Source organism: Pseudomonas sp. G3-19 (assembly GCF_054855875.1).
Genome location: NZ_JBMPIQ010000003.1, coordinates 289579 through 313229, shown reverse-complemented (window position 1 = coordinate 313229; position 23651 = coordinate 289579). Strand labels below are relative to the sequence as shown.

General features: G+C 57.9%; 22 protein-coding genes and 4 tRNA genes. 6 read left to right on the top strand and 20 right to left on the bottom strand.

Annotated features, from left to right (window positions below; all coding sequences use genetic code 11):
* Positions 1–84: 84 nt before the first annotated feature.
* The 11 genes from ACOYXI_RS01515 to ACOYXI_RS01465 form a co-directional block, all read right to left on the bottom strand.
* Positions 85–1344: an IS256 family transposase gene (locus tag ACOYXI_RS01515; protein ID WP_134785609.1), complete on the bottom strand. Its 1260-nt coding sequence runs from the start codon at positions 1342–1344 to the stop codon at positions 85–87.
* A 593-nt stretch (positions 1345–1937) separates the two neighbouring features.
* Positions 1938–3809, bottom strand: a complete 1872-nt coding sequence (locus tag ACOYXI_RS01510; RefSeq protein WP_098968094.1) for a SurA N-terminal domain-containing protein — start codon at positions 3807–3809, stop codon at positions 1938–1940.
* A gap of 236 nt (positions 3810–4045) precedes the next feature.
* Positions 4046–4318 carry an HU family DNA-binding protein gene (locus tag ACOYXI_RS01505; protein WP_008077714.1) on the bottom strand — a complete coding sequence of 91 codons (273 nt, stop codon included), beginning with the start codon at positions 4316–4318 and terminating at the stop codon, positions 4046–4048.
* Between the two features lie 148 nt (positions 4319–4466).
* Positions 4467–6863, bottom strand: a complete 2397-nt coding sequence (gene lon / locus ACOYXI_RS01500; protein ID WP_003223634.1) for an endopeptidase La — start codon at positions 6861–6863, stop codon at positions 4467–4469.
* Between the two features lie 163 nt (positions 6864–7026).
* Positions 7027–8310 (bottom strand): ATP-dependent Clp protease ATP-binding subunit ClpX, encoded by a 1284-nt coding sequence (clpX, locus tag ACOYXI_RS01495; protein ID WP_003223632.1) that lies wholly within the window; start codon positions 8308–8310, stop codon positions 7027–7029.
* A 112-nt stretch (positions 8311–8422) separates the two neighbouring features.
* Positions 8423–9058, bottom strand: coding sequence for an ATP-dependent Clp endopeptidase proteolytic subunit ClpP (clpP, locus tag ACOYXI_RS01490; protein WP_007951559.1), 636 nt, complete (start codon positions 9056–9058; stop codon positions 8423–8425).
* A gap of 92 nt (positions 9059–9150) precedes the next feature.
* Positions 9151–10461: a trigger factor gene (gene tig, locus ACOYXI_RS01485; RefSeq protein WP_027614582.1), complete on the bottom strand. Its 1311-nt coding sequence runs from the start codon at positions 10459–10461 to the stop codon at positions 9151–9153.
* 398 nt (positions 10462–10859) lie between these two features.
* Positions 10860–10935, bottom strand: a tRNA-His gene (locus tag ACOYXI_RS01480).
* A gap of 76 nt (positions 10936–11011) precedes the next feature.
* Positions 11012–11096, bottom strand: a tRNA-Leu gene (locus ACOYXI_RS01475).
* Positions 11097–11154: 58 nt separating this feature from the next.
* Positions 11155–11230 (bottom strand) — tRNA-His (locus tag ACOYXI_RS01470).
* Between the two features lie 32 nt (positions 11231–11262).
* A tRNA-Arg gene (locus ACOYXI_RS01465) sits at positions 11263–11339 on the bottom strand.
* A gap of 275 nt (positions 11340–11614) precedes the next feature.
* Between ACOYXI_RS01465 and folD the strand changes: the two genes are divergently transcribed.
* On the top strand, positions 11615–12469 hold the full coding sequence (folD, locus tag ACOYXI_RS01460; protein ID WP_003223627.1) for a bifunctional methylenetetrahydrofolate dehydrogenase/methenyltetrahydrofolate cyclohydrolase FolD: 855 nt from the start codon (positions 11615–11617) through the stop codon (positions 12467–12469).
* Between the two features lie 229 nt (positions 12470–12698).
* A complete protein-coding gene (gene pbpG, locus ACOYXI_RS01455) occupies positions 12699–13637 on the top strand; it encodes a D-alanyl-D-alanine endopeptidase (RefSeq protein WP_047597458.1) in 939 nt (312 codons plus the stop codon).
* Between the two features lie 150 nt (positions 13638–13787).
* Here pbpG and ACOYXI_RS01450 read toward each other — a convergent pair whose 3' ends face one another.
* From ACOYXI_RS01450 to ACOYXI_RS01440, 3 genes are all read right to left on the bottom strand, one after another.
* Positions 13788–13982, bottom strand: coding sequence for a hypothetical protein (locus tag ACOYXI_RS01450; protein WP_047291581.1), 195 nt, complete (start codon positions 13980–13982; stop codon positions 13788–13790).
* Positions 13983–13994: 12 nt separating this feature from the next.
* Positions 13995–14201: a DUF6021 family protein gene (locus ACOYXI_RS01445; protein ID WP_007965370.1), complete on the bottom strand. Its 207-nt coding sequence runs from the start codon at positions 14199–14201 to the stop codon at positions 13995–13997.
* A gap of 89 nt (positions 14202–14290) precedes the next feature.
* Entirely contained in the window at positions 14291–14962 is a 672-nt protein-coding gene (locus ACOYXI_RS01440) for a peptidase C39 family protein (RefSeq protein WP_135295398.1), read from the bottom strand.
* A 244-nt stretch (positions 14963–15206) separates the two neighbouring features.
* Between ACOYXI_RS01440 and ACOYXI_RS01435 the strand changes: the two genes are divergently transcribed.
* A complete protein-coding gene (locus ACOYXI_RS01435) occupies positions 15207–15362 on the top strand; it encodes a hypothetical protein (protein ID WP_179353273.1) in 156 nt (51 codons plus the stop codon).
* Between the two features lie 88 nt (positions 15363–15450).
* Here ACOYXI_RS01435 and ACOYXI_RS01430 read toward each other — a convergent pair whose 3' ends face one another.
* Both ACOYXI_RS01430 and ACOYXI_RS01425 read right to left on the bottom strand, forming a co-directional pair.
* Entirely contained in the window at positions 15451–16200 is a 750-nt protein-coding gene (locus ACOYXI_RS01430; RefSeq protein ID WP_461674183.1) for a TerC family protein, read from the bottom strand.
* A 29-nt stretch (positions 16201–16229) separates the two neighbouring features.
* On the bottom strand, positions 16230–16472 hold the full coding sequence (locus tag ACOYXI_RS01425) for a hypothetical protein (RefSeq protein WP_007965379.1): 243 nt from the start codon (positions 16470–16472) through the stop codon (positions 16230–16232).
* Between the two features lie 231 nt (positions 16473–16703).
* On the opposite strand from ACOYXI_RS01425, the gene nhaR reads away from it, so the two are divergent.
* Positions 16704–17603, top strand: a complete 900-nt coding sequence (nhaR, locus tag ACOYXI_RS01420; RefSeq protein ID WP_461674182.1) for a transcriptional activator NhaR — start codon at positions 16704–16706, stop codon at positions 17601–17603.
* Here nhaR and ACOYXI_RS01415 read toward each other — a convergent pair.
* Positions 17598–18761 carry an MFS transporter gene (locus ACOYXI_RS01415; RefSeq protein ID WP_461674181.1) on the bottom strand — a complete coding sequence of 388 codons (1164 nt, stop codon included), beginning with the start codon at positions 18759–18761 and terminating at the stop codon, positions 17598–17600. The genes nhaR and ACOYXI_RS01415 overlap by 6 nt on opposite strands.
* A 337-nt stretch (positions 18762–19098) precedes the next feature.
* Between ACOYXI_RS01415 and sstT the strand changes: the two genes are divergently transcribed.
* The gene (sstT, locus tag ACOYXI_RS01410) at positions 19099–20331 is read left to right on the top strand and encodes a serine/threonine transporter SstT (protein ID WP_098968087.1); all 1233 of its coding nucleotides are present in this window, start codon (positions 19099–19101) and stop codon (positions 20329–20331) included.
* Between the two features lie 240 nt (positions 20332–20571).
* Here sstT and ACOYXI_RS01405 read toward each other — a convergent pair whose 3' ends face one another.
* Positions 20572–21081, bottom strand: a complete 510-nt coding sequence (locus ACOYXI_RS01405; RefSeq protein WP_134785954.1) for a DUF1993 domain-containing protein — start codon at positions 21079–21081, stop codon at positions 20572–20574.
* Positions 21082–21206: 125 nt separating this feature from the next.
* On the opposite strand from ACOYXI_RS01405, the gene ACOYXI_RS01400 reads away from it, so the two are divergent.
* A complete protein-coding gene (locus ACOYXI_RS01400; RefSeq protein ID WP_210557595.1) occupies positions 21207–21851 on the top strand; it encodes a YceH family protein in 645 nt (214 codons plus the stop codon).
* Positions 21852–21983: 132 nt separating this feature from the next.
* Here ACOYXI_RS01400 and ACOYXI_RS01395 read toward each other — a convergent pair whose 3' ends face one another.
* Together ACOYXI_RS01395 and ACOYXI_RS01390 are read right to left on the bottom strand one after the other, a co-directional pair.
* The gene (locus tag ACOYXI_RS01395) at positions 21984–22502 is read right to left on the bottom strand and encodes a cupin domain-containing protein (protein WP_210557593.1); all 519 of its coding nucleotides are present in this window, start codon (positions 22500–22502) and stop codon (positions 21984–21986) included.
* Positions 22503–22714: 212 nt separating this feature from the next.
* Positions 22715–23533 (bottom strand): shikimate 5-dehydrogenase, encoded by an 819-nt coding sequence (locus ACOYXI_RS01390; RefSeq protein ID WP_461674180.1) that lies wholly within the window; start codon positions 23531–23533, stop codon positions 22715–22717.
* Positions 23534–23651: the final 118 nt, after the last annotated feature.

Below are 23651 nucleotides of genomic sequence, written 5' to 3'. Positions count from 1 at the left end.
GGGATGTTTGTCTGTGAGGGGCCGAGAGTGTCAGATTTTTTGTGTGCGGGCCGGTAATGGCCTGCCGTCAGGCAGGCCTTCATTTCACCAGTTCGGCCTGATGAATCGGTCTCCATATAAAACCGCAAACTGATTCATGGCGCTTTTCCAGTCATGGGCGGCGCTGCCCCAGTTGGCGGTGATGTTTTTCAGCGCCAGCCAGATCAGTTTTGTCGCCGCCTCATCGGTTGGAAAGTGGCCTCTTGTCTTGATGATCTTGCGTAACTGCGAATTGATGCTTTCGATCGCGTTGGTGGTGTAGATCACTTTGCGTATCGCGGGTGGGAACACGAAAAATGGGATAACCCGCTCCCAGGCGCGTCTCCAAGCCGCCGCTATCGTCGGATACTGCTTGCCCCACGGCCCCGCTTCGAAGGCGTCCAGAGCCTGTTCGGCGACATCGGCATTGAGAGCTTGATAAATCGGCTTAAGGGCCTTGGCCAGTTCACGGCGCTTGTCCCACGCCGCGTAATCAAGGCTGTTGCGGATCAAATGGACGATGCATGTCTGCAGCGTTGTCTCTGGAAACACCGCACTCAAAGCCTCCGGCATACCTTTGAGCCCGTCAGTTACCGCGATCAGCACGTCTTCGACGCCCCGGGTTTTGAGGTCATTGAAGACCTTCATCCAGAACTTGGCACCTTCAGTGTTCTCGATCCAGATCCCCAAAATATCTCGGGTCCCATCCGGCAGCACGCCCAGAGCCAAGTAGATGGCCTTATTGCGAACCACGCCTTCGTCACGGATCTTGACCCGCAGAGCATCGAAGAAAATGACCGGATACATGGGCTCAAGCGGGCGTTGCTGCCAGGTACTGACTTCCTCCAGAACCGCATCGGTGACGGAGCTGATGAAGTCATGAGAGACATCTGTGCCGTACTGTTCCGAGAGGAAAGCACGAATCTCGCGAACGCTCATGCCACGGGCATACATGGCGATGATTTTGTCGTCGAAACCCGTGAAACGGCGCTCGTGCTTGGGGATCAGGATCGGGGCGAAACTGCCGTCGCGGTCTCTGGGAATATCCAGACGCAACGGGCCGTCTTCGGTCAGCACGGTCTTGCTGCTTCTGCCATTACGCTGATTACTCGAATCCTCAGGGCGCTCCGCGCCCTGAGGATAACCAAGGTGGTGCCCCATCTCGGCGCCAAGGGCTCGCTCGATCAGCGCTTTCTTAAACGCCATCGCGGCATCCTGAATAGCGTCGGCACTCATCGGGCCGCTGACGAACTGGTCGATCAGCTCTTGGGGAATGGAAGGAAGGTCACGCTGGGCCTCTCGGGCCGGTCTCTTTTTGGTCGGCATACATGCACCTCTGCGACATGTTATGCCCGAACACAAAATTTATGACACTCCCGAGGGGCCGGGCGGCTAGTCGGCCGTCTTCGCTGGCAAGCCAGCTCCCACAATTGATCTGCGGATAGTCAGTTAGAGACAGGCCGGCTCGTAGGCCGCCATCGCCGGCAGGCCAGCTCCCACAGTAGCGCAAAAGCCGAACGCATGCTCTTCACCACTCAAATGGCGGAGTGTCAGCTCGCCGAAAGCTCTTGATCTTGCCGTGCCGGCCCCATCGGCAGGCTGAGTGAAGGGGTTTATCCGGGGGAAGGAGCGCAGCGACGTTTGGCGAAGCCAAACACATCGAGAGGAGGTGCAGCGAAGCAAACCGGAGGCGATGCCCCCGGATGAATCCCGTAACGAAGGAACCCGAGCCACGGCGAGGGCCGAACGCCGGGGCCAAGCCTTTTGGGTTACCTTTTCGGCGTCTGGAAAAGGTGACTCGCTGTAAGAGCGAAACCGCCAGCGGCAGCACCCGAAGCAACGGATATACACCCAAATCTCAACCATAAAAAAGCCCCGACCATAAGATCGGGGCTTTCCTGTTACCACTCAGTCAACCATCAATACCGCTTGATGTCCGCCTGACTCTCCAACTGCTTACGGAACGCCGCAAAATCCTGCTGACCTTCACGCGAAGCCAGGAAACGACGGTACTGCGCCTTCTCTTCATCAGTCGGCGCTACTGCTTCATTCACACCGTCCAGACGCACAATCATCAGACTACCGTCCTGCAAGGTCACGCTGCTGAACGTCGGCTTGCCCTTGGCTGCCGGTTTCGGCATGCGGAACAACGCCTGCAGCACAGTCGGGTCAACCCCTTCCTGAGCACGGGTCGCCGCCGTCACAACCTTCCAGTTCTGGCCGTCAACCGCCTTGTCCAGTGCAGTCTTGCCATCGCGCAGACCAGCAATCAACTGGTCAGCCTTGGTCTTGGCCGCAGCGCTGGCGTGCTCTTTGGTCAGTTGGGCACGGATCGCCGTGTTCACCGCTTCGAGTGGCAACTGCTCAGGCTTCAGATGTTCCTTGGCGCGCAGCACGACCACGGTTTCCGGGTCCAGCTCGATACCGGTGCTGTTGGCGTTTTCTTCCAGCACTTCCTGACTGAACGCAGCCGTCACCACCGCGCGGTTGGCGGCGATGCCTTCGCCACCTTCACGGCCGAACGGCTTGGAGGTGTGCACAGTCAGTTTCAGATCTGCCGCAGGCTGGGCCAGGTCAGACGCTTCGAACGCCGAGTCTTCCAGTTGCTTGGTCGCCTCGACAAAACGCTGCTCGACCTGTTGAGTCTTCAGCTCGCGGGTCAACTTGTCTTTCAGGCTGGCCAGGGTCGGAACTTCCGGCGCTTCAACACCCAGCAGCTTGATCAGGTGGTAACCGAAGTCGGTACGCACCGGCTCGGACACCTGGTCCTTGTTCAGCGAGTACAGGGCTTTTTCGAAAGCTGGATCATAGACGCCAGGACCGGCAAAACCGAGGTCACCGCCATTGTTGGCCGAGCCCGGATCCTGCGAGAACTCCTTGGCCAGCGCTTCGAATTTCTCGCCCTTGGCCAGACGCGCCTGGACCTCTTCGATCTTCGCCTTGGCCTGAGCGTCGGTGGTCTTGTCGTTGACTTCGATCAGGATGTGCGCCGCACGACGCTGTTCCGACAGGTTGGCGATCTCTTTCTGATACGCCGCCTGCAGGTCTTCATCCTTGACCGCAACCTGGTCGAAGAACGAAGACTTCTTCAGCTCGACATAATCGACGACCACTTGCTCAGGGGTCATGAACTCCTTGGCGTGCTCGTCGTAGTAAGCCTTGACCTCATCGTCGGTCAGCTTGACCGCGGCCGGGTCGGCCTTGACGTTCAGCGAAGCAAAATCGCGGGTCTGTTTTTCCAGACGGGCAAATGCCAGCACTTCGGCGTCGGTGACGAAGCCGCTACCGGCAACACCGGCGCGCAACTGACCGATCAGCATTTCCTGAGCCAGCATCTGGCGGAATTGCATGCGGGTGTAGCCCAGTTGACGAATCACCTGGTCGAAGCGCTCGGAGCTGAACTTGCCGTCCACCTGGAATTCAGGGGTCTGCAGGATCACCTGATCCAGTGCACCTTCGGAGAAAGCGAATTTCGATTGTTCTGCGCCTTGCAGCAGCAGCTTGCGATCGATCAGGCCCTTGAGGGCCGATTCGCGGAGCATTTTTTCGTCAAGCAAGGAAGCATCGAAGTCCTTGCCCAGTTGTTGCATCAGCTGACGGCGTTGCATGTCAACGGCCTGGCTCAGCTCGTTCTGGCTGATTTCTTCACCATTGACCTTGGCCGCATCGTTGGTGTGCGTCGTGGCCTTGAAAATGGCATCGAAACCGGTCAGAGCCATCAGTGCAACGATGACCCCGATAATGGTCTTGGCAATCCAGCCTTGTGAATTGTCCCTGATATTCTGCAGCATGCGTCCCCCAGAAACGGTTGAACTTCAAAAATTAGGCAACCGTGGAGCGTGGGTAGAATCCGGATAGAAGAAAGGCGCATCCGAGGATGCGCCTTCTCGTAACTGGCGGAGCGGACAGGGCTCGAACCCTCGATCCCGGCGTTACAGGCGGCTGTTCCAGCGACCTGCTCTACCGCTCCGCTGCCAAGTCAGGCATGACCCCGACCCGGATGGGTAAAAACCTGAAACAAACTAACTTAGTTAACAGCTTCTTTCAGTGCTTTACCGGCTTTGAAACCTGGCTTTTTAGCAGCAGCGATTTGCAGCGTCTTGCCGGTCTGTGGGTTACGACCAACGCGAGCTGGACGATCAGTCACGGAGAAAGTGCCGAAACCAACCAGAACAACGGAGTCGCCAGCCTTGAGAGCGCCAGTGACGGATTCGATTACAGCGTCCAGCGCACGGCCAGCAGCAGCTTTCGGGATATCAGCGGATGCAGCGATAGCATCAATCAGTTCCGACTTGTTCACTCTAAGTCCCCTTATATCTATTTTGAGATGATTCTAAGTTTTTTGGTGAAAGCAAAAACGAGTGCTGAATGGCCTACAGACACTTAAGAGCCGCTTTATAACAAGGGCTCTAAAAAGCTGTCAAGGAAGCCCCCCAGGCAAAAACGTATTAATGCGTGCTAATTCTTTCCTTTGAATCAGACTCACGTTTTTCGTCCTTGGAAACTATCTCCGGAGCCACATCCGGCAAGGGCTCCGGCGCGTATTGCAGCGCAATTTGCAGGACCTCGTCAATCCATTTAACCGGTTTAATCTGCAGATCCTGCTTGATATTGTCAGGAATCTCCTTCAGATCGCGCACGTTCTCTTCCGGAATAATCACAATCTTGATTCCGCCACGGTGAGCCGCGAGCAGTTTTTCCTTCAGACCACCAATCGCCAACACTTGGCCACGCAGGGTAATTTCGCCGGTCATGGCGACATCGGCGCGCACCGGAATCCCGGTCAAGGCTGACACCAGCGCCGTGCACATGCCCACACCCGCGCTAGGACCGTCCTTCGGGGTCGCCCCTTCCGGCATGTGAATGTGCGTGTCGCGCTTCTCATGGAAGTCCAGCGGAATGCCCAGGCTTTTGGCACGGCTGCGCACAACGGTCAGCGCCGCAGTGATCGATTCGACCATTACATCGCCCAGCGAACCGGTCTTGATCAGCTGACCTTTACCCGGCACCACAGCCGCTTCGATGGTCAGCAATTCACCGCCCACCTGCGTCCACGCCAGGCCAGTCACCTGACCGATCTGATCCTGTTGCTCTGCCAGACCGTAGCGGAATTTACGCACACCGAGGAAATGCTCCAGCAGGTCAGCTGTCACTTTTACCGAGAAGCGTTTTTCCAGCGCATGTTCTTTCACGGCCTTGCGGCAGACTTTGGCTATCTGACGTTCGAGGCCACGCACACCGGCTTCACGGGTGTAGTAACGGATGATGTCGCGGATCGCTTCCTCGTCGAATTCCAGCTCACCCTTCTTCAGACCATTAGCGGCAATCTGCTTGGGCGACAGGTACTTTACGGCGATGTTGATCTTTTCGTCTTCGGTGTAGCCCGGCAGACGAATGACTTCCATCCGGTCCAGCAATGCCGGCGGGATGTTCATCGAGTTCGAGGTGCACAGGAACATCACATCGGACAGGTCGTAATCGACTTCCAGATAGTGATCGTTGAAGTTGTGGTTCTGCTCCGGATCGAGCACTTCCAGCAACGCCGACGCCGGGTCGCCACGCATGTCGCTGCCCATTTTGTCGATTTCATCGAGCAGGAACAGCGGGTTGCGCACACCCACTTTTGTCATCTTTTGAATCAATCTTCCTGGCATCGAACCAATGTAAGTCCGACGATGACCACGAATTTCCGCTTCATCACGCACGCCACCGAGGGCCATACGCACAAATTTACGGTTAGTGGCGTGGGCAATCGACTCTGCCAGCGAGGTCTTACCCACGCCAGGAGGACCCACCAGGCACAGCACCGGGCCACGGATCTTCTTCACGCGCTTCTGCACGGCGAGGTATTCAAGGATGCGCTCCTTGACCTCTTCGAGACCGTAGTGATCGGCGTCGAGAATGTCTTCAGCACGCGCCAGGTCGAGGCGTACCTTGCTTTGCGCCTTCCACGGCACCTGCACCAGCCAGTCGATGTAGGAGCGCACCACGGTGGCTTCAGCGGACATCGGCGACATTTGCTTGAGCTTGTTCAGCTCGGCGGTGGCTTTGGCCAAGGCATCTTTCGGCAGGCCGGCAGCATCGATGCGCTTTTTCAGCTCTTCGATTTCATTGTGACCTTCGTCACCGTCGCCCAGCTCTTTCTGAATGGCCTTCATCTGCTCATTCAGGTAGTACTCGCGCTGGCTGCGCTCCATTTGCTTTTTGACGCGGCCGCGAATGCGTTTTTCAACTTGCAGCAGATCGATTTCGGCATCCAGCAAGGCGAGCACGTGCTCGACCCGGGCCGACAGATCGATGATTTCGAGGATTTCCTGTTTCTGCTCGATCTTCAGCGCCATGTGCGCGGCCATGGTGTCAACCAGGCGACCAGGCTCATCGATGCTGTTAAGCGACGACAGGACCTCAGCCGGGACCTTCTTGCCCAACTGCACGTATTGTTCGAACTGCGACAGCAGGCTGCGCACGAACACTTCGGATTCGCGCTCGGCGGCGTCGACTTCGTCGATCAGCGAGACTTCGGCGCGGCAATGCCCGTCGACTTCGCTGAAGCGCTCTACAGCACCGCGCTGCTCACCTTCGACCAGAACCTTGACGGTGCCGTCCGGCAGCTTCAGCAGCTGCAACACAGTGGCGATAGTACCTACGCGATAGAGAGCGTCTTCACCGGGATCATCGTCAGCCGGGTTTCTCTGGGCCAGCAGCAGGATCTGCTTGTCGCCCGTCATCGCGGCCTCGAGGGCTTCGATGGATTTCTCGCGCCCCACGAACAGCGGGATAACCATGTGCGGATAAACCACGACATCACGCAATGGCAGGAGAGGCAATTCGATGGTTGTCTTCATGATTTCGCCTCTACGGCGGCCATATGGCCGTAATCAGATGGAATTAAACTTGAAACCAAGATGGGGGCTGCCTTGAAAAAAAACAAGCGCAAAGCGGATGTAAAAAACGACATAAAAAAAAAGAGGCCCGAAGGCCCCTTCTTTGTTCCGGCAGTGTGGACGCTTACGCGTCCGGCGCTGCCTTGGCCGTCGGCTCACTGTTTTCGTAGATATACAGTGGCTTGGACTTGCCTTCAATCACGCTTTCATCGATGACGACTTTGCTCACTTCAGACTGCGAAGGGATTTCGTACATCGTGTCGAGCAGCACACCTTCGAGAATCGAACGCAGGCCACGGGCACCGGTTTTACGTTCCAGGGCACGCTTGGCGACCGATTTCAGTGCATCGGTCCGGAACTCCAGATCCACGCCTTCCATCTCGAACAGCTTGGCATACTGTTTGGTCAGAGCATTTTTCGGCTCGGTGAGGATCTGCATCAACGCAGCCTCGTCGAGCTCGTCCAGCGTCGCGAGAACCGGCAGACGACCGACGAATTCCGGGATCAGACCGAACTTGACCAGATCGTCAGGCTCGACTTCACGCAGGGATTCACCAACTTTCTTGCCTTCTTCCTTGCTGCGCACTTCTGCGTTGAAACCGATGCCGCCCTTGGTGGAACGGTTTTGAATAACCTTTTCCAGACCAGAGAACGCACCACCGCAGATGAACAGGATGTTACGGGTGTCGACCTGCAGGAATTCCTGCTGCGGATGCTTGCGACCACCTTGCGGTGGAACGGAAGCGACCGTGCCTTCGATCAACTTGAGCAAGGCCTGCTGCACGCCTTCACCGGAAACATCGCGGGTGATCGACGGGTTGTCGGACTTGCGGGAAATCTTGTCGATTTCGTCGATATAGACAATGCCCATCTGGGCCTTTTCCACGTCGTAATCGCACTTTTGCAGCAATTTCTGAATGATGTTCTCGACATCTTCACCTACGTAACCGGCCTCGGTGAGGGTGGTTGCGTCAGCGATGGTGAACGGAACGTTCAGCAGGCGGGCCAGTGTTTCGGCCAGCAGGGTTTTACCGGAGCCTGTCGGGCCGATCAGCAGGATGTTGCTCTTGCCGAGTTCGACGTCGTCAGCCTTCTTGTCACGCTGATTCAGGCGCTTGTAGTGGTTGTACACCGCTACGGCCAGAACCTTTTTCGCACGCTCCTGACCGATTACATACTGGTCAAGGATGCCGCTGATTTCTTTAGGCGAAGGCAATTTATGCGCGCTGCTTTCGGCCTGTGCTTCCTGCACCTCCTCGCGGATGATGTCATTGCACAGGTCGACGCACTCGTCGCAGATAAAGACCGAGGGGCCGGCAATCAATTTGCGCACTTCATGCTGGCTTTTGCCACAGAAGGAGCAATAGAGCAGCTTGCCGTTGTCCTCGCCGTTGCGGGTGTCAGTCATTCGTTCGATCCAAATCCGATAGGCTTGCAACACAAGATGAAGGCTATTGCGGGCTTTTTCAAGCCCGCTGGTGGTCGGACCTGCCGACCCACCTTATTTTGAGCTGCTTATTTTACGCAGGACGCTGGTTGATGACTTCGTCGATCAGGCCGTATTCCTTCGCAGCTTCTGCACTCATGAAGTTGTCGCGGTTGGTGTCGCGCTCGATTTCTTCAAGCGTACGACCGCTGTGCTTGGCCATCAGCGTGTTCAGACGCTCGCGGATGAAGAGGATTTCCTTGGCATGGATTTCGATATCCGAGGCCTGGCCTTGGAAACCGCCCAGTGGCTGGTGAATCATCACACGCGAGTTCGGCAGGCAGAAACGCTTGCCTGGAGCACCGGCCGTCAGCAGGAATGCACCCATGCTGCACGCCTGACCAATGCACGTCGTCGAGACGTTTGGCTTGATGAACTGCATGGTGTCGTAGATCGACATGCCCGCTGTCACCGAACCGCCCGGGGAGTTGATATAGAGATGGATGTCCTTGTCCGGGTTTTCCGCTTCAAGGAACAGCAATTGCGCACAGATCAGGTTGGCCATGTAGTCCTCTACAGGACCCACCAGAAAAATGACGCGCTCCTTCAGAAGGCGCGAGTAGATGTCATAGGCGCGCTCGCCACGAGCAGATTGCTCGACAACCATCGGGACCAGGCCGCCAGCGGCCTGGATATCAGAGTTCTGCTGAATATACGAATTACGGAACATGCTCTGCAGTCACTCCCAAATAGTTATGTCTTGAATACGCATAAGCCAGCTCGAAGGCTGGCTTATGTGTGTACTTCTTAACGCAAAAACAATCAGTCGGCTTTTGGAGCTTCTACCGGCTTGACCGCTTCTTCGTAAGAGACCGATTTGTCGGTCACGCTAGCTTTCTGCAGAACAGTATCCACAACTTGTTCTTCCAGCACAACCGAACGAACTTCGTTCAGTTGCTGCTCGTTCTTGTAGTACCAGGACACGACCTGCTCAGGTTCCTGGTAAGCCGAAGCCATTTCCTGAATCATTTCGCGAACGCGGGCTTCGTCAGGCTTCAGGTCGAATTGCTTGACCACTTCGGCCACGATCAGACCCAGCACTACACGGCGCTTGGCTTGCTCTTCGAACAGCTCGGCCGGCAGTTGGTCAGGCTTGATGTTGCCACCGAACTGCTGAACAGCCTGCACACGCAGACGGTCAACTTCGTTGGACAGCAGAGCCTTCGGCACTTCGATCGGGTTGGTGGCCAGCAGACCGTCCATTACCTGATTTTTTACCTTGGACTTGATGGCCTGACGCAGCTCACGCTCCATGTTCTTGCGAACTTCGGTGCGGAAACCGTCGATGCCGCTTTCCTTGATGCCGAATTGAGCGAAGAACTCTTCGTTCAGCTCTGGCAGCTTCGGCTCGGACACGGTGTTTACAGTCACGGTGAACTCGGCGGTTTTGCCGGCCAGGTCCAGGTTCTGATAGTCCTCAGGGAAGGTCAGGTTCAGAACGCGCTCTTCGCCCGCTTTAGCACCCACCAGGCCTTCTTCGAAGCCCGGGATCATGCGACCGGAACCCAGCACCAGCTGAGTGCCTTTGGCCGAGCCGCCAGCGAAGGCTTCGCCGTCAACCTTGCCAACGAAATCGATGTTCAGCTGGTCTTCGTTCTGAGCGGCACGATCGGCCACTTCAAAACGGGTGTTCTGCTTGCGCAGGATGTCCAGCATCTTGTCCAGATCGGCGTCAGCCACTTCAGCGCTCAGGCGCTCGACAGTGATGCCGTCGAAACCGGCAACGGTGAACTCAGGGAACACTTCGAATACGGCAACGTATTCCAGGTCTTTGCCAGCTTCCAGCGACTTCGGCTCGATCGAAGGCGAACCGGCAGGGTTCAGCTTCTGCTCAACCACGGCTTCGTAGAAGGAGGACTGGATGACATCACCAACAGCTTCCTGACGAGCGTCAGCACCGAAACGGCGCTTGATTTCGCTCATTGGCACTTTGCCTGGACGGAAGCCAGCAATCTTGGCCTTTTGGGCAGTCTGCTGCAGACGCTTGTTGACCTGGCTCTCAATGCGCTCAGCCGGCACGGTGACGCTCATGCGGCGCTCAAGAGCAGTAGTATTTTCAACAGAAACTTGCATGGATATTCCTCGTTGCACAGACGTTAGCCGGCCGTTTCCGACCCCAGAATCAAGGGCATGCATTCTAGTGGGTCAAACTCAAGAAGTCACCCTACTGAAAACGGGTAAAAAAACAGCAGGCCATTTATAGGTGTGAATGCAGCAATGCACTCCACCTCGAAGACGAATAAAGACCATCACGCCAAGGCTCTGCTTCAACCGCTTCTATATATAGAAGAGACTGCGAGCCATCTCCCTGACGGCTGATCCCGCGAACATGGCCGGCGGTCGGCACACTGACAGCAAGCCCCTGAACACGACGAAACGCCCTGCCCTTCGACCCGAAACGCTGCGCGACAAACCACCAGCCGTAAAACAAAAAAGGCGCCAGACTGTTAAATCTGGCGCCTTTCGAAATATGGGGTGGACGATGGGGATCGAACCCACGACAACGGGAGTCACAATCCCGTGCTCTACCAACTGAGCTACGCCCACCATATTGCGTCACAAAAAAGCCATTCAACTTCTTTGCTGAACTTCATCAGACCTGCGGCATGAATGAAGCTTTAATTGGTGCGGATGAAGAGACTCGAACTCTTACGCCTCGCGGCGCTGGAACCTAAATCCAGTGTGTCTACCAATTCCACCACATCCGCAGATGAAGCTTTTTAAAGCAAAGGCGCCAGACTGTTACATCTGACGCCTTTCGAAATATGGGGTGGACGATGGGGATCGAACCCACGACAACGGGAGTCACAATCCCGTGCTCTACCAACTGAGCTACGCCCACCATATCGCGCTACTTGTGCCAAAGCTGCCTAATGGCGCACCCGGCAGGACTCGAACCTGCGACCATCCGCTTAGAAGGCGGATGCTCTATCCAGCTGAGCTACGGGCGCCTTATTAATCTGTACTCTTGGAGGACTACAAACTAAATGCTTTCCAGCTTCGCAGAACGCTAATTCCGCTCAACCTTCTTAACCAGTGCTAGGCTGTGCCCGACAAGTGCGACGAATAGTATAGAGCGCTCCCAAGGTCGTCAAATCCTTTTTGAAAAAAATTCATTTAATTAAAGGAGTTAGGGGAATTTGCTGACCAAGCGCCTTTGCCCTCACCGCCTGACATGCGAGAATGCGTTCTCTTTTTTTCCCCTCTCGATGGTTAATCACGCGCAATGACTGCACAACTAATCGACGGCAAATCGATCGCCGCCAGCCTGCGCCAGCAGATCGCCCAACGAGTTGCCGAGCGTCGCCAGCAAGGCCTGCGCACTCCCGGCCTCGCGGTGATCCTGGTCGGCAGCGATCCTGCCTCTCAGGTTTATGTCTCGCACAAGCGTAAAGACTGTGAAGAGGTCGGCTTCCTCTCTCAAGCCTACGACCTGCCTTCCGAAACCACTCAAGAAGCGCTGACCGATCTGATCGATCGCCTCAACGACGACCCGGCCATCGACGGCGTGCTGCTGCAACTGCCGCTGCCCGAGCACCTGGACGCCTCCAAACTGCTGGAGCGCATTCGCCCGGACAAAGACGTCGATGGCTTCCATCCTTATAACGTCGGTCGCCTGGCCCAGCGCATTCCGTTGCTGCGTCCGTGCACCCCAAAAGGCATCATGACCTTGCTGGAAAGCACCGGCGTGGACCTTTATGGTCTGGATGCGGTGGTGGTGGGTGCGTCGAACATCGTCGGTCGTCCGATGGCGATGGAACTGCTGCTGGCCGGTTGCACCGTGACCGTCACCCACCGCTTCACCAAGGACCTGGCCGGCCACGTCGGTCGCGCTGACCTGGTGGTGGTCGCCGCCGGCAAGCCGGGACTGGTCAAGGGTGAGTGGATCAAGGAAGGCGCGATCGTGATCGACGTCGGCATCAACCGTCAGGACGACGGCAAGCTGGTCGGTGACGTGGTGTATGAAACCGCCCTGCCCCGCGCCGGCTGGATCACTCCGGTTCCCGGCGGCGTTGGCCCGATGACCCGTGCCTGCCTGCTGGAAAACACCCTCTACGCGGCAGAAACCCTGCACGCCTGAGACGTTTTTCCGCAATAAAAGAACCCCGCCTTGTGCGGGGTTTTTCGTATCTGAGAAAAAACACTAACCGTTCGCCGGAAACCCCTCTTTTTACAGGCCTTTTCACGAGATTTTCAGGTCATTCAAACAACCATCGACAGATCTTCAGCCATACTCCTAGAATGCGACGCTTTGAAGAAATAACCCGTTACAAACTAACGGAATATCCAACCTTTATGAGTTCGCCCGCGTGAAAATTCGTCTTTCGATCCTGAGCCTGGTTTTTGCTTTTTCAGGCACATTCGTCACGCCAACGGTCAACGCCGCAGAAACTACCGCCGCGCCACGCGACGCTTCACAACTGAAGATCGCCTCCGGCAGCGCCCTGCTTATGGATTTGCAGACCAATAAAGTCATCTATTCGAGCAATCCGGATGTGATCGTACCGATCGCTTCTGTGAGCAAACTGATGACCGGACTGGTGGTGGTTGAAGCGCACCAGAACATGGACGAATGGATCGACGTCGACATCAGCCATACGCCGGAAATGAAAGGCGTGTTCTCCCGAGTCAAACTGAAGAGCGAACTGCCGCGTCGCGAGATGCTGCTGATTGCCCTGATGTCCTCGGAGAACCGTGCTGCCGCCAGCCTCGCGCATCACTATCCAGGCGGTTACGCCGCGTTCATCGCCGCAATGAACGCCAAGGCCAAAGCGCTGGGCATGACCAATACGCACTATGTCGAGCCGACCGGGTTGTCGGAACGCAACGTGTCCACCGCCCGCGACTTGAGCAAACTGCTGGTGGCCGCTAGCAAGCATCCGATCCTCAGCGAGCTGACCACCACCAAGGAAAAAACCGTAGCGTTCCGCAAGCCCAATTACACCCTGGGTTTCCGCAACACCGATCACCTGGTGAACAAGGCTGACTGGGACATCAAGATCACCAAAACCGGCTTCACCAACCCGGCGGGTCATTGCCTGGTGCTGGTGACGCGAATGAGCAACCGCCCGGTTGCCCTGGTGATTCTCGATGCGTTCGGCAAGTACACGCATTTTGCCGATGCCAGCCGTATCCGCAGCTGGATGGAAACCGGTCGTAGCGCCAGCGTCCCGGCAGTTGCGCAGCAATACAAGGCCGAGAAAAACCTCAAGTCGCGCCAGAGCGGCGTGGTCGAAGCCTCCAAGTAATTAGAAATATCCAACTGTGGCGAGGGAGCTTGCTCCCGCTGGGGCACGTAGAGGACCTTCTTTTTTAACAGAAAAGGCCTGCTGCGCAGTCCAGCGGGAGCAAGCTCCCTCGCCACAGAGGTATTCAGCCAGCGGTTAAATACCCGTTATTCAATCATTGGGTAACGGCATTTTGTCGTCGTCCGGAATGCCGTCACCAGCGCTCGGATCTGGCGTCAGCACATTAGGTCGCGCCAGCGGATCGCGCAGCGGGCTGTCCGGATCCAGCACAGGGTCCACGTCGTCCTCAGGCGTGGTCGGCACGCTATCCGGTTTTTTATCGTCGAAGCTGGAATCGGTACTCATACGCACCTCACTTCAGGGTTTCAGGTCAGCCAACGGATCGTAGGGCTTGGCCGGACGCTTGCTGTCTTCGCCAGGTTCCACATCTTTCGGCGCCTTGGCGGGGCCGACCGGATCGACCTGCGGATCGTCGAGATCCGGTGAATCCGGATCGAAACCCAGATCATGACCGGACGAATGCTCGCTTGAGTGTGGGCCTTTCGGGGATGGGGAATCTGCCATGCTCGCCTCCTGATTCACCCGCACATTCGGGCTCTATCAGTGAGAGGCCTGCCGGGCGTGAGGGTGCCCGGCAGATGACGAACGGAGCCTTAATGTGCGGCCAAGGCCTTTCTGGCTTGCGCCGCTTCACGTTCCTGCCCGGCCTGCGCCAGCTCGTCCGCAGCCTTGAGCCAGCGCTGGCGGTCGACTTCGGCAGGAATCTGCGACGGTTTCTGGATCAGTACTGCCCAGCCGCCGGATTTTTCGAAGGCGGATTCAAAGGAACTGAAACTCATCAGTTCGCGGCGATTCATCCCGGCGCGCAACAGCACCTTCTGTTTCAGCCGGTCATAACCGGAAAGGATCGCGTAACGCGGTTCAGCCCAGAACGCCGAGCCTTCACTGAAGCGCACCATCACCGGATAACCGGCCGCCACCTGAGTCAACAAGGCAGGCAGGTTCTTGTCCAGCGGGTAGACCACCATGCCGTAATCACGGGCCAGGTTCTGCAGATTCTGCTGCAACTGATCCTGTGCCCCCGGCAGATGCAACGGTTTTTCCAGCAGGCCCGGGGTGATCATGATGCCTTGCTGCGACAACAGGCTGGCCAGCACTTGCGGACCACTTTGATTGGCTTCGCCGCGATAGAACGTGCCGCTGAGTTCGACCCGTTCCGGCAGACGCTTGACCTGCGGCGCGACACTGCCCGCACACCCTGCCAACGCCGCCGCGCAACCGGCCACCAGCAACGCCCCTCGCAATCGAGAAAATACCTGCACCATCATCACTCTCGTCAGACGCCGGTCATCGTGTTCCGGCAACGCCTGCGATCATAGGGCGACGCACGCCTGCGGTATAGCCTTAAACCGCAGACTGATCGTTTGCATAGAGCGAACTGATTGGTCATTACCGACCTTTGGTCAATAGTCTGAAACACCCCATTGTCTAGACTGTCACTGAAACAGAGCGAATTGAAAAAGTGAGTGCCCGACGCAGGGCAAAGAGGAGGCACTGATGAGCCTGACCATGACTATCGTAATGCTGATCGCCGGCTGGCTGGCCGTGGCCACTGCCATGTTGTGGGGCGTGCTGCGGATTTCGCGGCGCCACCATCACCCGCAGCCACCTGTGGCGGTCGAAAAACCGCAAAAGCACAACGCACGGCACGCGACCGCACATTGATACCGCAAACGTTGATACTGCAAACGTTCCGCCCATAAAAAAGCCCCCTGAACGCTTGGCGCTCAGGGGGCTTTTGGCTGGTCAGCGCTTACGCCTGCTGCGCCAGTTTCCTCTGCTTCGCCCGGCGCGACATCATGTTCAGCACTTCAATCGCTGCCGAGAACGCCATCGCCGCGTACACATAACCTTTCGGTACGTGGGCGCCGAAGCCTTCGGCGATCAGCGTCATGCCGATCATGATCAGGAAGCCCAGCGCGAGCATCACCACCGTCGGGTTGTCGTTGATGAACTTGGCCAGCGGTTCAGCCGCAAACAGCATCACCATTACCGAGACCACCACTGCGATCACCATGATCGGCAAGTGCTCAGTCATGCCCACCGCAGTAATGATGCTGTCGATGGAGAACACCATGTCCAGCATCAGGATCTGACCGATCGCGGCAGCGAAGCCCAGGGTCACGGTCGATGTCGCGCTTTTCGGGTCTTCCGGCGCCGGGTCCATGCTGTGATGGATCTCGGTTGTGGCTTTCCACACCAGGAACAGACCACCGGCAATCAGGATCATGTCCTTCCAGGAGAACGCCTGGCCCATGATTTCGATCACAGGGGCAGTCAACTGCACAATGAAGGCGATGGTGCTCAACAGAGCCAGACGCAGGATCAGCGCCATGCCGATACCGATTCGACGCGCCTTCTGCCGATGCTGCACGGGCAGTTTGTTGGTCAGGATCGAAATAAAGATCAGGTTATCGATGCCGAGTACGATCTCCATCACCACCAGTGTGGCCAAAGCAACCCAGGCGGCGGGGCTGGCGGCGAGTTCTAACAGATATTCCATGGGTCAGTCCTGACTCTGTGTAAGACGGTTTAGATGGTCTTGGAGGAAGATTCGGATTTTTCCGCGTCTTTTTCCGGTGTTTCTTTTTTCTCGATCAGGCCGCCGGTGGCGTCGCTGAGTGCTTGTTCAGCAGCCTTGTGCGTGTCGTCGATCGCCTGTTTGGCGCTTTCGGCGGCCTTGCCCATCAACTGCTGGGCGCTTTTCTCGGCCTGATCGCAACCGGCCATAAGCAGTAAAGACGTAAACATCAACGCTGGAATTGTGTATTTCATGGGACTTCCTTCGAATGAACAGACAGGGTCACAGACCGCCCGTCGATGGCTGGGCATTCTAGGGAGACAAACACTTCAGTAAAATTCGTATTTTTAGCGGCTATACTTCGGTTTTAACGAACTATGACAATCAATGTATGAGCTGCCGAAGGCTGCGATCTTTTGATCTTGCTCAAAAAAATCAAAAGATCGCAGCCTGCGGCAGCTCCTACAGGGGGGGGGGACCGTAGCGTGCTGAATTACCGACAACTGCATTACTTCTGGGTGGTCGCCAAGACCGGCAGCATCGTGCGTGCCTGCGAGCAACTTAACCTCACGCCACAAACCATCAGCGGGCAGATTTCGCTGCTCGAACAAACCTACGGCATCGAACTGTTTCAACGGGTCGGCCGTCAGCTGGAGCTGACCGAAGCCGGGCGTCAGGCCCTGCCCTATGCCGAGCAGATGTTCCAGTTAGGCGGCGAATTGGAGTTGATGCTACGTGCCCAGCCCAACGAACAGCAGATCCTGTTTCGCGTCGGCGTGGCGGATGTGGTGCCCAAATCCATCGTCTACCGCCTGATCGCGCCGACCATGGAGCTGCACGAGCCACTGCGCATCACCTGCCGCGAAGACAAACTCGAACGCCTGCTGGCGGATCTGGCGATCCAGCGCCTGGATCTGGTGATTTCCGACAGTCCGATGCCATCGCATCTCGACATCAAGGGCTACAGCCAGAAGCTCGGCGAATGTGGGATCAGTTTCTTCGCCACCACGAAGTTGGCGGCGCAATACGGGCAGGATTTTCCGCGCAACCTCAACGGCGCACCGCTGTTGATTCCCGGGGCGGAAACCGTGGTGCGCAGCCGTTTGCAGCGCTGGTTTGCCGAGCAGCAGATCCAGCCGCGAATCGTCGGGGAGTTCGATGACAGCGCCCTGATGCAAGCCTTCGGCCAATCGGGCAGCGGGATCTTCATCGGTCCGAGCGTGATTGCCGATGAAGTCAAACGCCAGTACGGCGTCGAGGAGATTGGCCAGACCGACGCGGTGACCGAGTCGTTCTATGCCATTTCGGTGGAGCGCAAGGTCAAGCACCCCGGCATCGTTGCGATTACCGAAGGTGCCCGACGCGAGCTGTTTACCGCGTTATGACGGCTGGGCGCACGCTTCGCGCGGCTTGAGCGTCATCAGCACCATGGCGAGGAACACCGACAGCAGGATGAACCCGGCAGCGGCAAATCCCAGAAAGCCGAGGCCGGCACTGTCGATCACTCGACCGCCGATCATCGCTCCGAGGCCGATCCCGAGGTTGGCCCCGGCGATATTCAGCGAGGCGGCAAAGGCTGGCGCTTCCGGTGCGGCCTTCATCAAGCGTACATGGCTGACCAGGAACAACGCAGCCTGGGTGATACCCCAGATGCCCATGGCCACCGCCAGCCCCACCGTCGAGTGAATGTTCGGCACCAGCGAGACCATGCCGGCAATCATGAACGCGCAGAACAACACCGAGGCGCCCAGTGGATGACGATCCACCGCGCGACCGCCCAGTGAGTTGCCGATCAGCCCGACCGCACCGAAGCCCATCAGGCACCAGCCAACCACCGTACCGTTGAACCCGGCCAGACGCTCAAGAATGTCGGCCAGATAGGTATAAGCGGTGAACATGCCGCTGAATACCAGAATCGACAACAGCACATGGCCGATCATCAGCGGGTTGCGCAGGATCTTGAACTGCGAAGCGAAACTGACCTGATGCTGGTGCAGACTGGTTTTCGGCAGGTAAACAAACAGCAGCAAGGCCTTGGCGAAAGCGATCACCGCCAGAATCGCAAACGCACTGCGCCAGCCGAACGCATCGGAAATCAACGTGCCCACCGGAATGCCGAACACCGTCGCGCAAACAATGCCGAAGCCGATCTTGGCAATCGCGCGGCCGGCATGATCCGGGCCGACGATGTCCACCGCCGTCTCACTGGCCAAGGCCCAGAACACCGGCAGGCCGAGCGCCGGGATCAACCGGGCGATGGCCATGACCCAGATGTTCGGCGCCAGCGCCGCAACGGTGTTGGCCAGGCCGAACATGATCAAAATCGTGATGAACAACTTGCGCCGCTCGAACCGGGCGAAATACGCGGTCAAAAATGGACCGAACATCGCCACCGTGAAAGCGAATAGAGTCACCAGCAAACCGGCCTGCGGAATGGTTACCGCCAGGTCGCGGGCAATGGCCGGCAACAGGCCGACGATGACGAATTCCGTGGTCAGCACCGTGAATCCGGCGGCGGACAACAGAAGAATGGGCAACAGCATGAGCAACTCCAGCAAAACGACGACACCAGCGATGACCAAGAGGCCCGCTGGCAGACTATGAAAATGAGGATGGCGAATCTTAACAGAGTGTTTCCGGGCTGACTTGCACAAACCTGCTGACTTGCCGATCAATCCGGTGGCAGATCGTCACAGGCCTGAAGGATAACGCCTACGCTGTGATAAAGTCCGCGCCCTGAAAAACGTACACCCTGTTCAGCGCCCCGTTTAACAGCGTTGATCGCGCGTCAGCCCTTTCGGTTCGTGCCGGTGACCTGCCCCCCGATGTATCACCGGTTTCACGCAACCTTGCACCCTATAAAAAATCAGAGATGCCGTTATGACCGCTTCATCCCCTTCTCTATTGCAACGCCTGAAAAACCTCAGCCTGGTCACGCAGATCCTGATCGGCCTGATTGCCGGTATCGCTCTGGCGCTGTTCGCCCCGGAAGCGGCGAAAGGCTCGGCGTTCATCGGCAAAGTGTTCGTCTCGGCACTGAAAGCCGTGGCCCCGATTCTGGTGTTCGTGCTGGTGATGGCGTCGATTGCCAACCACAAGCACGGCCAGGAAACCCACATCCGGCCGATCCTGTTTCTTTATCTGCTCGGCACATTCGCTGCGGCGGTGGTGGCGGTTGTCGCCAGCATGGCGTTTCCCTCGCATCTGGTGTTATCCACCGACAACGTGTCAGTCACCGCGCCAGGCGGCATCGCCGAGGTGCTGCAAAGTCTGCTGTTGAGCGTGGTCGATAATCCGGTCAGCGCCCTGATGAACGCCAACTTCATCGGCATTCTCGCCTGGGCGATCGGCATGGGCGTTGCCATTCGCCACGCCGGTGACACCACCCGCGAAGTGCTCGGCGATCTGTCCAACGGCGTGACGCTGATCGTGCGCGTGGTGATTCGTTTCGCCCCCCTGGGCATTTTCGGTCTGGTGGCCTCGACGCTCGCGACCTCGGGCTTCGGCGCACTGATCGGTTACGCGCATCTACTGGGCGTGCTGCTGGGCTGCATGCTGTTCGTCGCGCTGGTGATGAACCCGCTGATCGTGTTCTGGAAACTCCGTCGCAACCCGTACCCGCTGACCCTCAAGTGCCTGCGCGAAAGCGGCATCACCGCGTTCTTCACCCGCAGCTCGGCGGCGAACATTCCGGTCAACCTGGAACTGAGCAAGCGCCTGGGCCTGCACGAAGACACCTACTCGGTATCGATCCCGCTGGGGGCAACCATCAACATGGCCGGCGCGGCGATCACCATCACCGTATTGACCCTGGCCGCGGTGCACACGCTGGGGATTGCCGTGGACATTCCAACCGCGATTCTGCTCAGCGTCGTCGCGGCGATCTGCGCCTGTGGCGCCTCGGGCGTGGCCGGCGGCTCGCTGCTGCTGATTCCGCTGGCGTGCAGCCTGTTCGGTATCCCGAGCGAGATTGCCATGCAGGTGGTGGCGGTCGGTTTCATCATTGGGGTGTTGCAGGACTCGGCGGAGACGGCGTTGAATTCGTCCACCGATGTGCTGTTTACCGCCGCGGCGTGCCTGGGTGAAGAGGCGAAAGCCCAGCGCACTGCGTAACAATTGCTGCAATGAAAAGCCCGCCAAGGTGTGAACCCTGGCGGGCTTTTTTGTGGCCGAGATCTTTCCCCCCTCACCCCAACCCTCTCCCCCCAAGGGGCGAGGGGGAAAGGGAGCCGATCTTTGTCGCATTCAAGTCTTGAGTTCGACTCGATAGATCAAGTCGGCGTATCTCGAACAAACAACGCGATCAGTCCCCTCTCCCCCTGGGAGAGGGCTAGGGTGAGGGCTTCTAACGATTTAGTACGCGCCCATGTAATCGCGTTTACCCACTTCAACACCGTTGTGACGCAGCAGCGCGTAGGTGGTGGTGACGTGGAAGAAGAACTGCGGCAGACCGTAGCTCAGCAGGTAAGCCTGGCCGCTGAAGCGCTTCTCCTTCGGCGTGCCCGGACGGGTCACGATCTCGATGCCTTCCTTGCCGTTGATCTGCTCCGGCTTGATCTCGCCGATGTAGGCCAGGACCTTGGCGATCAGCGCCTGCAGCTCGGCGAAGGTGGTTTCGGTGTCGTCATATTTCGGGATTTCGACTTCAGCCAGACGCGAAGTAACGCCCTTGGCGAAGTCGACGGCGATCTGCACCTGACGTACCAACGGGAACATGTCCGGGTACAGGCGCGCTTGCAGGAAGGCGTTCGGGTCGATGTTTTTCTCGGTGGCGTGGGCTTCAGCCTTTTTCAGGACATCGCTCAGGGCGTTGAGCATTTGTTGAAAAACCGGGACGGATGCGGCGTACAGGGAAATGGTCATGGCAGTCTCGTGTAGTGGCTGGGTGGAACGTGGAGGCGATTATAGCCATGCTTGATGACCACACGGCTTGCCTTTTGTTAGCCAAGGATTAGGCTAGGCGCCTTCGACTGCAGAGGGAACGCGCGATGACCACCGAACTTGCAACCACCACCGACGAACCACGGCTCAACGCCACGGAAATCCGCATTCTGGGTTCGTTGATCGAAAAACAGGCCACCAGCCCGGAAACCTACCCGCTGACCCTCAATGCACTGGTGCTGGCCTGCAATCAGAAAACCAGCCGTGAACCGGTGATGAACCTGACTCAAGGCCAGGTTGGCCAGAGCCTGCGGGCGCTGGAAAGCCACGGTTACGCCAAACTGGTCATGGGCAGTCGCGCCGATCGCTGGGAGCACAAGCTCGACAAGGCGCTGGAACTGGTACCGGCCCAGGTGATTCTCACTGGCTTGATGTTCCTGCGTGGCCCGCAGACAGTGAATGAGCTGCTGACCCGCAGCGGCCGCATGCATGACTTCGAAGATGCCGAGCAAGTGGTGCATCAGCTTGAGCGCCTGATCGCGCGCGGACTGGCGGTGTTGATTCCGCGTCAGGCCGGTCAGCGTGAAGACCGCTACACCCATGCGCTGGGCGATCCGGCAGATATCGAGGCGATCCTGGCGGCGCGGCAGAATCCTGGGGAACGCGCGACCAGCGGTGTGTCAGTTGAACGCATCGAAGAACTGGAAGCACGGATTGCCGCACTGGAAGAACGCCTGGCGCGCCTCGAATAATCACCCCCAATCCTATGGTGGGAGCGGGCTTGCTCGCGAAGGGGCTGTGTCAGTCGAATCACTGTGAATGACACACCGCATTCGCGAGCAAGCCCGCTCCCACAGGGTCTGCACCAAGCCGAAGATCTCTATTTATTCACCATCCCAGTAATCCACACCATCCGCCTGCCGCGCCACGGCAACGAAGCCTGACGCATTGCCTTGGTCATCGACTTTGAAGTTGTCCATCACCGCGTATTTGTTGGAGTCCGGGTATTCACAGATATCCGGTTGCTGCTGGGTGCTGACCGCCAGGTAACGCAGTTCCGCGTCGCTGGTGTTGATGATCTGATGCGCCGTTTCCGGGCCGCCCGGCGGGCAGGCGATCACGTCGCCCGCGCGGATCGGAAAGCGTTCGGCCCCCAGCCGCACTTCGCCCTCCCCGGCCACCACATAGAACATCTCTTCATTGACCCGATGGCTGTGAAACGGACTGCCGCGCATGCCTGGCGGCAAGGCGTACAACCGATAGCCGAGTTTCTGCGCACCAAGCTGCTGGCCGATGCGCGCCATGCGTTGTTGATAGCGACCAGCGGTTTCGCCTTCCGGGGCAAGGGCTTCGGGCAGGGATTCGAGTTCGACCTGGTGCAGGTTGAGGATGGGCGGATGCATGGGGAGCCTCGATCAGGTTTTTTATGAGGGGCAAGTCTGGGCTTGCTGAGGCCGCAGTATAGGCAACCGACTAACAACCGAGTCGCGGCCTTCGCGAGCAAGCCCGCTCCCACAGGATTTGTGGTTGCTCACCTGGTTGTGTTGCAACCTGATACCTGTGGGAGCGGGCTTGCTCGCGAAGAGGCCCGATGGATCAGCGCAAAACTCAATGATCAGCTGCGAGCAAATGCCACCGCCGCCGCAAACTGCTCTTCATTTGGCCGCACCCCGGTGTACAGCACAAACTGCTCCAGCGCCTGGATCGCAATCACCTCCAGCCCGGTAATCACCTTCTTGCCCTCGGCCCGCCCCCGCACGATCAGCGGAGTTTCCGACGGAATCGCCACCACATCGAACACGATCCCGGCCGCCTGAATCACTTCAGGCTCGAACGCCAGTTGCCCGGCCTCCGGCCCGCCGTCCATGCCCACCGGGGTGACGTTGATCAGCATCTGCGGCCGCTCTTCGCCCAAATCCGCCTGCCAGCGATAGCCCAGCGAGTCCGCCAGTGCCCGTCCGGCGCGCTCGTTACGCGCAACGATCAAGCCATTCTTGTAGCCACCATCGCGCAAGGCACTGGCCACCGCTTTGGCCATGCCGCCGCTGCCGCGCAGGGCGAACGTCGTGTCTTGCGGTACCGCGTGGGTTTCCAGCAATTGCGCGATGGCGATGTAATCGGTGTTGTAAGCCTTGAGATGGCCGTGGGTGTTGACGATGGTGTTGATCGACTGGATCGCCGCTGCCGACGCATCCAGCTCATCGACCAGCGCGATGCAGGCTTCCTTGAACGGCATCGACACCCCGCAACCACGAATCCCCAGCGCACGAATGCCGCCAACGGCCCCCGGCAGATCCTGACTGCTGAACGCCTTGTAATAGAAGTTCAGGCCCAACTGCTCATACAAATGGTTATGAAACCGCAGACCGAAGTTCCCGGGGCGCCCTGACAGGGACATGCACAGCTGGGTGTCTTTGTTGGGATTCATCTGCATGAAACTTCTCCTTGAAAACGGACTTTCGGATGGACGGAGTTAGCCATTCCATCGGGTTCTGGACGATCATAGGCGCCTGTCTGCAACGGGCTGCGAGCCCCTTTGACCGACCGGTAAA